Below are 14,485 nucleotides of genomic sequence, written 5' to 3'. Positions count from 1 at the left end.
CCCCGGTTACGGTCGGATGGCGGAGACGGGATGCTCCGCGGCGCGCAGAACTTTGACGATATCGCCCGGCAGCACGCGGGTGGTTTCCGTCACTTCGGTTTCATTGAGCGTGTCGCCCTCGGCGCGCACGATGAGGTAGCGCAGTTGCGGCGCGGCCTGGGCCACTGCGGTACTGACCGCCTCGGCCGAATAATAGGCGGCGCCGGATAGCAGGCTGGACAGCGCACTGCGCTGCTGCTCGACTTCGCGAAGCTGCGCATTGACGCTCTGAAGTTCGGCAACCAGTTCAACCTGACGCTGCTGGTCGATCTCGCTGAGCTGGCGCTGCAGATCCTGCAGGGACTGCTCGGCGCGCAGTTTGCTGATCTCCAGCTCCTGATTTTGCCGCTGAATTTCGGCCAGCGTGGATTCGAGCGGGGCAAGGCGCTGCACGGCCAGGTCTTTCTTGGCCAGCTCCCGCACCTGCGCCAGTTCGGCATCATTGGACTGCCGACGGATGGCGACGTCGGCCAATTGGCGGTCGACGGCCTCGATCTCTTTTTCCAGCGTGGCAATCGAGGCGGCCAGCGAGGCCTTGGCGGAGAGGCGGCGTTGCGCCAAACCGTCGAAAATGCGCTGCTGTTCGGCCAGCGCGCGCAGCAATTGCGGGTCGGCGTCGGCCGGCGTTGGCGGGAAGGCCGCGAGGCCATCGAGCTCGGTGCTCAGCCGCATTTTTTCGGCCAGCAGGTCCTGATAGCGCAGATCGAGGACCGAGATGTCACCGCGGCTGCTGATGGCGACGCGCTCGATATCCCATTCGGAGCGGTCGGCGACACGATAGGCCCCGCCGGCAATGCTGAGCGCATTGAGCACCACCATGCCGGGCCGGTAATTATATTCGCCGGGGCTCATGACGCTGCCCAGAATATAGAAGGGGCGATAGGCGATGACCTCGACCGAGGTGTTGGGCAGTTCTATGAGATCGACCGCCTTCATCAGCCGCTCGGCGATCAGGCGTCCGAGTTCGGCGGTGTCGAGATCGGCGGCGGTGATCTGGCCGATAACCGGCAACGAGATTTCTCCGCCAGCGCCGACCACGACTTCGCCGGTCAGCGTTGGCCATTCGGACACATAGATGCGCAAACGATCCTGCACGCCCAAGCGATATAATTCGGCACTATGCGCCTGCAGCGGCGCGAAGAATGCCACCAGCGCAAGCAGGGTCAGGCCGAAGGATATCAAATTCGTTTTGGGCCGGCTCATTTTCGAACTCCGATCATACCCATCCCAGTAGCCAACCAAGCCCCCTGCAAGCAACAAAGCGGGGGCGGTAAGGGGGAGCTTCGTGGTTTCATGGTTACCATGCGCCTTGCTGGGGCACGCGCGAGCCGGCCGCCGCCATGGGCTGAGTTTGCAAGGCGACATGCCGGGCCATGGCATTGAGGCGCAGCGTGATGCCGAAGATCATGCCCATGGTCATGAACAGCAGATACTGGATTTCCTTGGCGAAAATGACCCATTCGTAGAACGAGTGCACATAGACCACCAACAGGGCGACGCCGAAGCCAAGCAGCAGATTGCCTTCGGCGGTAGCGCGGAACCGCCAACCGGTATGAAAGGCGGTGACCAGCGGCACCGCCAGCATCAGGCAGAAGGCGATCAGGCCAAGATAGCCGGTTTCTGCCGCCGCCAGCAGATAGGCATTGTGCACGATGTTGTTGCGATTGCCTTCGCTGGGCCAGACGCCGGCTCGCTCCGAATAGCCGTAATCGCGGGCGATCTGGACGTAATGATTGACGCCGATGCCCCAGGGGTAATCTTCAGCAATGAAGGTGGCGGCCCGGTTGAACGCGGCGCGTTCGTCATATTGGTCTTCGGTGAGCGGAGAGGCTTCAAAGCGCTGGTCGAAAGACGACATGGCCACCGGCGCGACCGCCACCAGCCCCATGACCGCCAGCGAAACGAACAGCATTTTGCGCCCGGTCAGCCCGGCCAGTGCCAGCACCGAATAGAGCAAGGCCATACCGACCGCGCTGAACCCGACAGCCGCGCGCGAGGCGGTGAAGAGCACGACGAGAATGGTGCCGACGATGGTGAGTAATTGCTTGCGGGCGCCGGTATAGCCGTAGAGCAGCAGCGCGAGATGGGGAAACAGCACCAGATGGGCGGCCATGCCCAGCGTGTTCTGGTGGATAAACAGGCCGTGCGCCTGCGGCAAGTGCAGCCCATAGCGCTGATAGAGCACGGCAATCAGATGTGCCCCCATGCCCAGAGCCATGCCGTTGAGGATATCGATGGCGCGCTTCGGCTCCAGGCAGAGCCGCGCCACCACCATCATAATGAGGAACATGCGCGCGAACTGCCAGACGCCGAACGCCGCCGCCAATGGCTGGGTGGCCTGCAGCATCGACAGCGCCGCGGCGCCCACATAGAGCAACAGCGGTAGCTTGCACCAGGCCGGGATCGACCCGCCGCCCGGTGCGAAGCTCAGCAGCGCCGCCAGGGCGAAGATGTCGACAATGGTGATTTCGAGGCTATAAACAAAGCCGATCCAATCGCCGGCCCAGGTAATGAGGGCGACGTCGAACATGGGGAGTTCGGCGGCAAAAAACGGCAGCATGCCAAATGCGGTCCAGAACATCCGGGCAAAGCCTTGGCTGCTCCGCAGCAGCAGGCTGAGGGGGAATGCCGCCAATAATGCGATGACCAAAACGACGAACTTCAACCGGAGATACCCCGAACCCGCGAGACCATAATCGTACCATGCGACACCGGGGCCGCAGGTTAACGAGGCGGACAAACCCGCTGAAAGGTTAATGCCGAGACGATGTCACTCCATCGCGTCTATCGCCGCTTGTGCCTGCTGATCGTGCTGCTCGGCTGCGCCGTTCCAGTCCGCGCCGAACCGGTGCGGGTGGTGGAGGTGTCGATGGCTGCACCGGACATTGTTCATGTCACATTGCGCGACCCGGCGTACAGCAGTGGGCAAATCATCGCCCTCCCCCAGCCCCGGCGGGAGCCGAATGGGAGCTGGGTCCAGCATGAGGGCAATTGGGGGCTGGTGATTGGCCCCAAACGCGATCATTTGCGGCTCGAAGATACGCCACCCACGGTGTTTTTTGATCGCGCCACGGCCGATGACGCGGCCCAATTCGGCGCGATCGGCGGGCGCGAGGTTATCGCGGTCTACCGCAAATCCATGCCCTATGCTTCCGGCCTGTTCCGTTCGGGCAATGGCGACGCCAGAGCAGGCGCCAGTTTCCAGCACGATCTCTATCTGATGTTGGAGGCGCCGCTGGCGCCTGGGCGCCATGTGATCGAATGGCCCAATGCGATGCTGGACGGCACGGCTTTCGTGTTTGACGACCGAGCGACCCGCGCTTCGTCGCTGCATGCGACGCAGAACGGCCATCGCGCGACCGACCTGGCCAAATCGGCCTATTTGTCGCTGTGGCTGCCCGGTGCTGGCAAAGGCGGCGCGGTGGATTTTCGGCGCTATGGCATCAAGGATTTCGAGGTTCTGGATACGGCGGGCGACGTAGTTTTTACCGGCCCGATCATGCTGCGCGCTGGCCCTGACGCGCCTGAGCCCGGCAATGGGCTCCCGCAGGCGCTGGTTGATTATACCGATAGCGCGGCGACGCCCACGGCCCTGATCGGATTAACGGACGATCATTTCACCACCGCCAGACCTCACTATTTTGCCGTCGGTCAGCGCATCGGCTTGGAACGATTGGCGGGGGAGCAGGATGCTGGCGCGGTGTTTGCGACGATCGCCACCACCACCCCGACCGGCTTTACCATCAGCGGAATGGACGGGGCGCTGCCGCAACGGCTGGCTGCTGGGGCGAGGGCGACCCCGGCGTTGCGGGCCAATCGGGCGGGCACCTTCGTGTTTGAACTGGACTATTCGGCCTGGTTGCCGGCCGAGCCCGGTCTGTATCATCTTCGGGTGCCCGGCATTGGCGTGTCGGACCCGATCAGCATCGCCGACGATGTGTGGGAGCACGCTGCCCTCAACGGCCTGGCCGGTCTCTATCACCATCGCAGCGGCGTGCCGCTGGACGGGCGCTTCGGCTATGAACGGCCTGCCGCATTTCGGCCCGGACCAGATTTCACCATCGTTCAGTCCCGGCTGCCGCTGGCGTGGTCGTCCGAATTTGAGGGTTTTGTACCGTTCGCCGAGGCGACCAAGCCCGACTGGATCACCAGCATCGCGGCGCCGGCGGATTTCTGGGGGGGTTATATGGATGCCGGCGATTGGGACCGGCGGATCCAGCATGTCGAGGTGTCCTGGCTGCTGTTGCAGGCCCATGAATTCACCCCGCCCGAACGCTGGCTGACCACCACCGGGCTGCCAAAATCGGCGGAATGGCTTGACAAGGCGCTGTATCAGGACAGCGACGGCTTGCCCGATCTGGTGCACGAAGCCATCTGGGTGCTAGATTTCTTTCGCCGGCTGCAGGCGCCGGACGGGAGCATCCATGGCGGCATCGAAAGCGCCGAGCATCCGCTGCGCGGCGAGCCGAGTTTCCTTGAACATCAGACAGTGTTCGCCTACGCGCCTGACCATCTGTCGAGCTACAAATATGCTGCGGTGGCGGCCAATCTGGCCCGGACGTTGCAAGACCTCGACGCCGAGGCACTGGCAAAGCTCTACGCCGACAGCGCGATTTCCGCCTGGCAGGCGGCGGAACGCGGCTTTGCCGATCCTGATGAATTTTATGCCGACGCCATCGCCGCGGGCCAGGCGAGCGGCGTGTTCGCCCAGGTCAGCTGGCCGCAGCGGCGAGACGCGCTGCAGGCACGCGCTGGAGAATATCGGGCGGCTGCGGCCGCCGCGTTGTTCCGGCTGAGCGGCGCGGACGAATATGGTGCCATTTTCGCAGCGCGGTGGCAGGCCGGGATGGACCTATACGCCCATAAGGGCGACGCCGCCTGGGACTATCTGCAATCGGGCGAGGCTCTGCCGGAAATTGCTGCCGCCATCCGCGAACGCTTCCTGAGCGAAGCCCAAGTGGTGGTGGAGACGCAAGCGCATTTCGCCTATCCAAGCCTCAAGCATCCCGGTGCGCCGGCGGGCTGGGGCCAGGGCGGCGCCCCGGCCTATTCTGAATTGCAACTGCTGCTGAGAGCGCATCAGATCGGCGGCGATCCGGCGATTTTAAGGGCGCTGGAACAGGCTCACCACGTCATGGTGGGCGCCAATCAATTGGGGTTGAGCCTGGTGACCGGTCTAGGCACACGGGCAATTGGCAATCCCCTGCACGAAGATCGCATCGCCATGGGCGTGGCGCCCCCGGCGGGGATCACGATCTATGGCTGGGCGTCGCAGGCGCAAACGGCGCATGGCTGGATTTTCGGTCCACCCTGGTCACCCCTGCCGGAAGTGGGCACCGCCGAGCATGCTGCAGAGCGGCGCATCGAGCCAGCGCGGTTTTCGTTGCCCTACTTTGAATATCTGGTGGAGCACCCTGCCCTGGTGATGCAGCAGGAATATACCGTGGCCCAGAGCATCGGCACCATGACGGCGCTGGCGCTGTACATCAACGCCCGGTAGCCGCCTAGCCTTTGCGCTTCTGCCGCAACTCGCCGGCGACCAGGCCCAGCAGCGGCACCACGGCAAACACATAACGGCGCCACAGGCGGCGGGGATCCGACAACAGGCGATGCAGCCACTCCAGACCGAGCGTGCTCATCAGTTGCGGCGCGCGCGGCTTGAGGCCGGTGACAAACTCCAGCGCCGCGCCAATGCAAAAGCACACACCGGTGGCGCGTCCATCCAGGGACATGGCGTAGGCGATGGCCTCGGATTGCGGGGCGCCAATGGCGATGAACACGAAATCGGCGGGTTCCTGCACTGCGAAATCGACGCAGCGTTGCAGCTCGACCGGGTTTTCGCCGACGCCGAAGGGCGGCACATAGGCCCGGATATGCAGGCGGGGATATTGCTGCCGCAACTGGTCAATCACAGCCTGATGCGGCGCGATCAGCGTCAACCGGTCGCCATCGCGAATGACGCGCTCAAACAAGGCTATCGTCAGATCGGACCCGGTAACGCGCGGCAGCTTGTGCCCCAACAAACGGCCCAACAGAGCCAGCGGCTTGCTATCGCACACCGTCAACCAGGCATTCTCATAATAGATCTTCAATGCCGGACGCGCAGCATTTCGAACAACGTGGTCCACATTTGGGGTGACTACATATTTAAAGCCACCAACACCACGCTGTTCAACAATGTATTCTACCGTTGTATCAAAATCTACATCATCGAAAGGAGCTCCGATGAAATATGTCCGCTTAATATACTTTTGAATCAAATTTTCATCAATTTTAGTTTTTCCGTCGAATGCCGATAGCATCTGATGCATTCCAACAATATTTAACCGTTACAAAAATCACCACAACAGCAGGCGATCAAATGGGTCAAGCTGGCAGTGCTGGCGGGCGGCCAAATGGTTGAGCATGGTTAATCCTTGGGTGTGTTGACCCTGTCGATGACGCCTTGTTGATCTCGGGGCGATGATGATGGAGGGTCGCCACGCGGCCCTCGCCGCTGGACATAAAAGCTGATGATTGTTGTGGTTCTCCTTCTCGTTCTGGCCAATCTGGCGCTGCTGGTTCCGGCGATGATTTTTGCCGTCGAGGTCCTGGCCAGCCTGTTGCCGCAGCGCAGCGCGCCACAGCAGAGCGGAGACCGTCCTGCGGTAGCGGTCATTGTGCCGGCGCATCAGGAGGAAGATGGCATCGGCGATACCGTGACAGCGCTGCGAAGTCAGCTGCGGCGGGATGATCGGCTGTTGGTGGTTGCCGACAATTGCACCGACCGCACGGCCATGCTGGCCCGGGAGGCCGGGGCCGAGGTGGTGGAGCGTGTCGATCCGGCGCGGCGCGGCAAGGGCTTTGCGCTGGATTTTGGCGTGCGCTATCTGGCCGAAAAGCCGCCGGCGGTCGCGATCCTGGTCGACGCCGATTGCCGGCTGGCGCCGGGAGCGATCAACCATTTGGCCGCGGAGGCCTGCGCCAGCGGACGCCCGGCGCAGGGGCTATATCTGCTGTCGGCCCCGCCGGATAGCGGCATCGGCTTGCAGGTGGCCGAGCTAGCGTTCCTGGTCAAAAATCAGGTTCGGCCCGCTGGCCTGCACCGGCTTGGCCTGCCGTGCCACTTGACGGGCAGTGGTATGGCCTTTCCCTGGCCAATCCTGCACGACGCCAATCTCGCCCATGGCAGTCTGGTCGAGGACATGAAGCTCGGACTGGATCTGGCGCTAGCTGGCACGCCGGCAGTTTATTGCTCCCAAGCGCGGATCAGCAGCTCTTTCCCCTATTCAGCGTCCGGGGCCGCCTCGCAGCGCAGCCGGTGGGAGGAAGGCCATCTCGGCATGACGGCCATGGCAGTCCGGCAGTTGCCGCGGGCGGTTGCGGCGCGCAGCATCGGCGCACTGGCGCTGACGCTCGACACAATCGTGCCCCCCCTGACGCTGCTGATCATGCTGGTCGGGACCAGTTTCGTCGTTACCGCGGGGCTGACATTGGCACTCGGTCTATCGGGGGCTGCGCTCTGGCTATCGGGCATAAACTGCCTGCTGCTGGGGCTTGCTGGGTTCTTGGCGTGGTATGTCCATGGCCGCCAGATACTGCCGGCCCGCGCGATGTTGGGCGTAGTGCCGTTTGCGCTGAGAAAGTTCAAGCTTTACCGCGCCCTGGCCGGCGGCAAGCGAAGCGGTGACTGGATCCGGACGGACCGCAAGGGACCCGACGGGTCCTGACCTCAGGTATGCGCCGCGATGAGGGCGGCGCGTTCGGCATAAAGCTTGCCCTCCTCGAAGCCCTGGCCGGCGGTGGCGGCCTGCTTGACCAGTTGGGCCAAGGCCTCGCGATTGCCGGCCAGTTCGATCAGCATTGTGGTCAGCTGATCAACCTGATGGCGGGGCGACAGGCGGCCACCGCCGGCCTCGATCAGGCCACTGGCATAGGCGCTGTCATAGCCAACAATGGGACAGGCCGAGACCAGCGCTTCGATCAGGCAGCGCGGAGATTCCGGGGTTTTATGGCAAAACAGGAACAGATGCGCCCGGCGCAGTTGGTCCAGGATTTTGGCCCGATCATCGACGTGACCGGCGAGGGTGACATGATCCTCGATCCCCAAATGGTGGATATGCGCCTGCATGGCCGAGAGTAGCAGCCCGTCGCCCAGCCAGGTGGCATGGAGCGGGACACCAGCCTTGACAGCGCCCGCCACCACGTTCAGCCAGTCGATCGGCCCCTTCATTTCTGCGGCCCGCCCCACATAGACGACACGCAGCGGTGCGCCGGCGCGGATCGCAGTTAGTTTGGCCGCCAGGTCGGCGGCGGAGGCGAAATCCTCGGGCCCGGTGTGGACGTCGTAGACGCAGGCCGGGTTGTTAGAAAACTGCTGGTAGGCGTTGAACGTATCCATGCCCTGCAGCAGTGCCAGCGAACTGCGACGGGTCAGATAATGGTGGTAGTGCTGCATCACCAGCAGGGTCGCGCGCTCCTTGAGCTGGCGCTTGAACGGCATGGCGTGGACCGTCTCGCGCAGCACCTGATGCTCCACCCGATCAAACCAGACGCCGTATTTGCGCTTCTGCGCCAAGGCCTCCTGCGCCGCAACGGCGGCCCAGTCGCCCACGAGGTAGCCAATGGTGAAGCACAAATGGTCGGCCTGGCTGATTTCCTTGGCGAGCAATTGCCGGGTGTGGCGGTAGGTGCGGGCGAATGCGCCAAGCCTGTAGGCCATCGGCAGCGCCAGAAAGCGGAGTTGGCTGGCGCAGGGCAGCGAATTAACGTCGACCCAGGCCGTCGAGGTGGCATCCTCCCGTTCAGTGTCCAAGGCAATGCCAGCGAACACCACCTGGCTAAAATGCTCGGTCCAGCGGGCCAGGCCGGCGCAGGTCTGGTCATCGAGCTGCAGCCCATTCGGCCCCTGGCGCAGTCGCACCGCGGTGACCAGCAGCAGCGCACCGCTTTTGGCCGGCAGGTTTGTCAGGGCGGGGTCCTGCAGTGCGATTTCATCCATGGGCGAAAAAACTACCGTGGTTGTGCCGTGGCCGGGCGGCAGGCAATTGGGCGTGCGTCAGGGCCATGCCGGTGAGGATATGCGTGGCATTGATGGCGTATCGGCCCGCGAGTTCGTCACCGGCGTTGAACGGCTCCACCGAACTGTTGAAGCGGGCGGTAAAGCGTCCGGCCGCGCGATCGATGGAGATGGTCAGCACGGAAAAGTCCAGCAGACGCTGTGAAAGCGGATACTGGCATTTATAGGCGCATTCCTTGGCGCTGAAGATGAGCCGGGCGAAAAGGCCGCGCTCATGCGGCGGCAAGCCCGCCAGAAAGTGGTGTTCTTCGGGGCCGCAAATGGCGGCGGTCAGATCGGCATCAAGGTCCTCGGCAGGCTCGAGGTCAACGCCGATCGCCACAAAGCCATCGGCCGCGCGCCCGATGGCGACCACGCACAGATCGGCGCAATGGCTGATGCTGCCGGCCATTGTGGCAGGCCAAACCGGCGCACGGTCAGCGGCAGCGGGGATTTCGGCCAGCACCAGACTCAGAGCGTGCATGGCCTGGCGCGCCAAAGTCCGCCCGGCGCGGAATTCGCGTTGCCGGCAGGCGACGGCGCGGTGCAGCGCGGCCTCCTCAGCGGGCAGCACGGCTGGCCAATGGACGCGGGGATCGCCGTATTCCACCCGAATTTCCGGGGGAAACAGATCGTCGAAGATGCTCATCCGGCACCCTGCACGCGCGCCGCATGTCCGCCCAGGGCCGCCCGACGAGCTGCGGCGCGGTTTGCCACCTTGCTCAGCCGCTCGTCCGCTTTGCCTCGATCAGACAGATGCGCCGCCAGCGCCGCCACCGTGGGGAAGCGGAACAGATCGGTGATCGCCATCTCGGGGGCAATGCCGGCCTTGAGCTCGCGATGCGCCTGTACCGCCAGCAGCGAATGGCCGCCCAGGGCGAAGAAGCTGTCCGAAAGTCCAACCCGCTCCACCCCCAGAATGCGCTGGAAAGTCTCGGCAATGCCTTGCTGCATGTTGCCGACCGGCTCGATGAAGGCGACTTCGGCGACCGGCTCAGGCGCGGCGTTGGGCTTGGGCAGTGCCTTGCGATCCACCTTGGCATTGGGGGTGAGCGGGAAGACGTCGAGGCTGACGAAATGGGCCGGGATCATATAGTGAGGCAGCGTCTTGGCCAGCTGGGTCCGTAGCGCGTCCTCGTCGATGGCGCCGCGGGACAGGCGGAGATAGGCGACGATGCGCACATCGTCGGCCCGATCCTCGCGCGCGACTACTACGGCTTCGGCAATACCGGGGAATTCGCTGATCCGGGCTTCGATCTCGCCCAGTTCAATGCGATAGCCGCGCACCTTGACCTGATGGTCGGCCCGTCCGAGAAACTGCAAGTTGCCGTCGGGCAGCAGGCGCGCCAGATCGCCGGTGCGATAAAACCGACCCGCTGCAAACGGGTTCGCCAGGAAGCACTCCGCCGTCAGATCCGGGCGATTGTGGTAGCCACGGGCGACGCCATCGCCACCGATATAGAGTTCACCCGGCGTGCCGGGTGGCACCGGACGCCCGGCGGGATCGAGCACGTAGAGCTGGGTGTTGGCAATGGGCCGGCCCAGCGGCACTGCGCCCTCAACCTCCCCCACCGCCAGGGTGGACGACCAGATCGTGGTCTCGGTCGGGCCATACATGTTTTCGATGCTGGCTGCGGTAATGCCGCGCAATTCAGAGACCAGCGCGGCCGGCAGGGCTTCGCCGCCGATGAACAGATGCGCGACGTTGCCGAGCGCCTGGCGGCTGGCCTCGTCGGCCAAGAACATGCGGGCCATGGCCGGTGTGCATTGCAGATGGGTAATGGCATGCGCCGCGACGTCGGCGGCCAGACTTTGCTGAACCACGTCCGCACTCGCAGCCGGGGTGCCGAGCGGGCGCGCCACGACCTCGGCCAATAGCTCAAGCCGCTCCATCACGGTGTCGACGGGGACGCCGAAATCGATGAGGCAGGCAACTTCATCAACCCCGATCGCCGCGATCTGTTCGACCCGCTCATTGGCATCCTCAATCGTGCCGAACAGGCCGCTGTCCTCGAAATAGCGCAGGAAGGCGAATTCGAGGATCGCATCAAGTTCCTCGGCTTCGAGGCTCTGCAGATCGATGTCCATCGGGTTGGCCATGCCCTGCGGCTTCTTGAAGGCGGGAAACGCCCAGGCATATTGCTTGATCAGCGCCGTCGCGCTGCGCAGATAGTCCTTCATCGGCGCGCGGGCCAGATCGCGAACCTCTTCGCGGTCCTCGCCCAGCAGCGTATGCAGCATTAGCGTGACCTTGAAGTCCGCCGGGTTCCGGCCATGCTCCGCCAGCGTCTCGCGGTAAATGCGGATCTTGTCTGCCAATTCCTCGACCGACTGCCCCAGCAGATGGGTCAGCACGTTGGCGCCCTGGCGCGCGGCGTCACGATAGGTTTCCGGATTACCGGCCGTGGTCACCCAGATCGGCAGCTCTTTTTGCACCGGACGGGGCTGAGTGATCACGCCCACCTTGCCGGCGCCGAAGTCGAATTCGACCTTTTCGCCGCGCCACAGCCGGCGCACGGTCTCGATATCGCGCAACATGGCCGATTTGTTGTGCGGCGGCGCGTTTTCCGGGCGCAGGATGAAGTCTTCCGGCATCCAGCCCGAGGCGAAGGCCAGCCCAACGCGACCATTGCTGATATTGTCGATCACCGCCCATTCCTCGACCACCCTGGCCGGATGGTGCAAGGGCAGCACGCAGCTGCCGGCGCGGATCGAAAGATTTTGCGTCACAGCCGCGACTGCGGCACCGGTGACTGCAGGATTGGGATAAGGTCCGCCAAAGGCGTGGAAATGCCGCTCGGGTGTCCATATCGCCTTGAAACCATGGGTATCGGCGAATTTGGCGCCTTCCAGCAACAGTCGGTATTTCTGCGAACCGACGCCATCATCCATGCCCCAATAGAACAGCCCGAAATCCAGCGAGCGCGCCTGGGAGTCAGCAGCGGCGCCGGCGCCGACCTCGCTGGAGTGGATCACCACCTTGAAGCCGCGGGCCAGCGTCCAGAAGAGTTCAAGCACAGAAATATCGAAGGACAGGCTGGTGACCGCCAGCCAGACCGGCTGATTGTCGGTCGGCACCGGAACCCGCTGGTCCATCCCGGCGAAGAAATTGGCGACGTTGCGGTGCTCGATCATCACGCCCTTGGGGCGGCCGGTGGAGCCCGAGGTGTAGATCACATAGGCGAGGTTCTCCGGCACCACGCCAATGTCAGGCCGGGTCGCGGGATGGCCGGCCTCGACCAGGTCTTCAATGACCAAAATTGCGGCGCCGGCGGCCGTGAGGCGCCCGCTGAGCGCCCGTTCGGTCAAAACCACGGTCGCGGCGCTATCCTCGACCATGAGTTCAAGCCGGTCAGCTGGAAACAGCGGATCAAGCGGCACATAAGCGGCGCCGGCCTTGAGGATGGCCAGCGCACCGGCCACTAGATCGACCGACCGCGAGACATTGAGCCCCACCATCATGTCGAGGCGAACATCTGCCGCCAGCAACGCATGGGCCAGGCGATTTGCCCGCTCGTCCAGTTGCCGGTAGGTAAGCGACATAGCGCCACTGACTACCGCGATAGCGTCCGGGGTACGATCAACCTGACGCTCGAACAGCACATGCATGGGGGCATTGTCATAAGCCAGCGCGGTGTCATTCCAGCCGTGCAGAAGCTGATGCTCCTCCGCGACCGACATCAGCGGCAATGCACTCAGAGGCGCCGATTTGTCGGCGAAACTGGCTGCCAGCACGGACAGCCGTTGGCCTAGAATCGTCATATGCGCCGCATCGACCCGGCAACGGTCAAACACCAAGGCATCGCCAGCCTCGCCGATCACAAAGGCAAAGGCGCAGGCGGCGGGCAGCTCGCCGCCGCCAATGAGGCCGACCGTCAGTTGCGGCGCCACCACACCGGGGAAACGATGGCTCAGATCGGATAGATAGGGCCCCTGCTTGCCGATGGTTGCCAACTGGGTCTGGCACTCGGCCACAAAGGACGCCAGCGGTGCGTTCTCGGTCGCTACGAGATTCAGCGGGACGATGTCGGCGAAATAGCCGGGGAAGCGGGTGGCGGCGGCGGCAATCGCGGCGTCGCGATAGGCAAGCGAAAACTGGGCCTGGCCACTGAAGCGGGCGATGAAGGCGGCGACAAGGGCCAATTTGTCCGCGCGCGGCAGATCGGAAGGCAAATCCAGCTTCAGGCTGGCGATGTCGGGCTGCTGACCCGCCACCGGCGCGGCGACATCCATCAGGTCGACGTCCTGCACGGCGGCTAGGCGGCGGCGCTGGACGCCCTCATATTTTGCGGCGCTGGCGACGGCCCCGGAGATTGCGACGCTGTCGGCGGGTGACAATTGGGGCAGCACCGTGCCAGCTATTGCTCCTGCGCTGAGGGCGGCGTCGTCGCCGATGCGGCTACCGGTGATGCGGACGGCCCGATCGAGTGTCGCGATAACCACCCCGTCATCGCCCACCGAGAGCACGGTGCCGGGCGCCGCATGAGGGGAGTCGGGCAGCACCGTCAGCCCGGTGACGCGGTACAGTCCGGATGTAGTGCGCAATTTGGGGGTCAGCAGCGGATTGGCGTAGCCGGGACCAAAATCGAGGCCGCGCACCAGACGCGTCAGCGCCGCTGCCGACTGATCGAAGCGCAGCGTGCCGGCAGCTTCCGGGCGCTTGGCCCGGTCGTAGTAGGTCCGATGGGTGAAGTCCTGAGCCTCGCCGTGCAGCGTGCCCATCTCGATTTGTTGCACCAGCGCGGTGAAGGTGGCGATGCCGGCTTCGAAGCATTTGCTGTTCAGCGTCAGCCCCGTCTCGTCCGGGGCAATGTCGAAGCCGGTCTGCACATAAATCTGCCCTTCATCGACTCCGGCATTAATAGCGTGCCAGACCACGCCATGCCGGTTTTCGCCTTCGAGCAGCGCCCAGGCCGGCGCATTGAGGCCGGCATAGCGCGGCAGCGGGCCATCGTGAAAATTGACCGCGCCAGCCCTGGCCTTCTGCCAAACCGGCTCGGGAATGAGGCGCAAATTGGCGGCACTGAACAGCCAGTCATAGTCCACATCGGCGAGGCTAGTTTCGAGGCTCTCGCCCCAGCCGACGGCACGGATGCCCTGCTTGGCCGCGTAGCCGGCAATGGCGGCGGACTCGGTAACGATGGCTGCGATGGTGTGCCCCCGCTCGCGCAGCACCTCCGCGCACTGCACCAACAGGGACTCGTCACCGACCAGTACGCAGCTCAAAATTTCATCCGCCATGATGCCCCCCGATGTGCCGGTTGATTGGCCACACCTTTACGGGCCCTTCATAAAACCATCATGAGGCTTCAGCGATGCTTTGCGTGACGGATCGTCATGTTTGGTTAAGGTAATTGCCAAAATCGACGCTAAACCTCTCGTCTTCTTCAACAATGAGGGGCCAATGCT

The 14,485-nt window shown here is 63.8% G+C and carries 8 protein-coding genes; 2 read left to right on the top strand and 6 right to left on the bottom strand.

Going from position 1 to position 14,485, the window contains the following annotated elements; genetic code table 11:
• Positions 1–6 precede the first annotated feature (6 nt).
• Both ACX3OW_RS12590 and ACX3OW_RS12585 read right to left on the bottom strand, forming a co-directional pair.
• Entirely contained in the window at positions 7–1,242 is a 1,236-nt protein-coding gene (locus tag ACX3OW_RS12590) for a polysaccharide biosynthesis/export family protein (RefSeq protein ID WP_459096131.1), read from the bottom strand.
• A gap of 94 nt (positions 1,243–1,336) precedes the next feature.
• On the bottom strand, positions 1,337–2,704 hold the full coding sequence (locus ACX3OW_RS12585; RefSeq protein ID WP_459096130.1) for an O-antigen ligase family protein: 1,368 nt from the start codon (positions 2,702–2,704) through the stop codon (positions 1,337–1,339).
• Between the two features lie 102 nt (positions 2,705–2,806).
• On the opposite strand from ACX3OW_RS12585, the gene ACX3OW_RS12580 reads away from it, so the two are divergent.
• Positions 2,807–5,539, top strand: coding sequence for a glycoside hydrolase family 9 protein (locus ACX3OW_RS12580; protein WP_459096129.1), 2,733 nt, complete (start codon positions 2,807–2,809; stop codon positions 5,537–5,539).
• Between the two features lie 4 nt (positions 5,540–5,543).
• On the opposite strand, the gene ACX3OW_RS12575 is transcribed toward ACX3OW_RS12580, so the two are convergent.
• The gene (locus ACX3OW_RS12575) at positions 5,544–6,341 is read right to left on the bottom strand and encodes a WecB/TagA/CpsF family glycosyltransferase (RefSeq protein WP_459096128.1); all 798 of its coding nucleotides are present in this window, start codon (positions 6,339–6,341) and stop codon (positions 5,544–5,546) included.
• 210 nt (positions 6,342–6,551) lie between these two features.
• On the opposite strand from ACX3OW_RS12575, the gene ACX3OW_RS12570 reads away from it, so the two are divergent.
• The gene (locus tag ACX3OW_RS12570) at positions 6,552–7,748 is read left to right on the top strand and encodes a glycosyltransferase family 2 protein (protein ID WP_459096127.1); all 1,197 of its coding nucleotides are present in this window, start codon (positions 6,552–6,554) and stop codon (positions 7,746–7,748) included.
• 2 nt (positions 7,749–7,750) lie between these two features.
• Here ACX3OW_RS12570 and ACX3OW_RS12565 read toward each other — a convergent pair whose 3' ends face one another.
• Genes ACX3OW_RS12565 through ACX3OW_RS12555 form a run of 3 tightly spaced genes read right to left on the bottom strand, consistent with a single transcriptional unit; the run spans position 7,751 to position 14,317 of the window.
• Positions 7,751–9,019, bottom strand: a complete 1,269-nt coding sequence (locus ACX3OW_RS12565; RefSeq protein WP_459096126.1) for a glycosyltransferase — start codon at positions 9,017–9,019, stop codon at positions 7,751–7,753.
• Positions 9,012–9,725 (bottom strand): 4'-phosphopantetheinyl transferase family protein, encoded by a 714-nt coding sequence (locus ACX3OW_RS12560; protein ID WP_459096125.1) that lies wholly within the window; start codon positions 9,723–9,725, stop codon positions 9,012–9,014. Before ACX3OW_RS12560 ends, ACX3OW_RS12565 begins: the two co-directional genes overlap by 8 nt.
• The gene (locus ACX3OW_RS12555; RefSeq protein ID WP_459096124.1) at positions 9,722–14,317 is read right to left on the bottom strand and encodes a MupA/Atu3671 family FMN-dependent luciferase-like monooxygenase; all 4,596 of its coding nucleotides are present in this window, start codon (positions 14,315–14,317) and stop codon (positions 9,722–9,724) included. The genes ACX3OW_RS12560 and ACX3OW_RS12555 overlap by 4 nt, the downstream gene beginning before the upstream one ends.
• Positions 14,318–14,485 lie beyond the last annotated feature (168 nt).

It is taken from the genome of Devosia sp. A449 (assembly GCF_054489375.1).
Note: the sequence above shows the minus strand (reverse complement) of the source record. Positions and strands in the feature narration are given on the sequence as shown.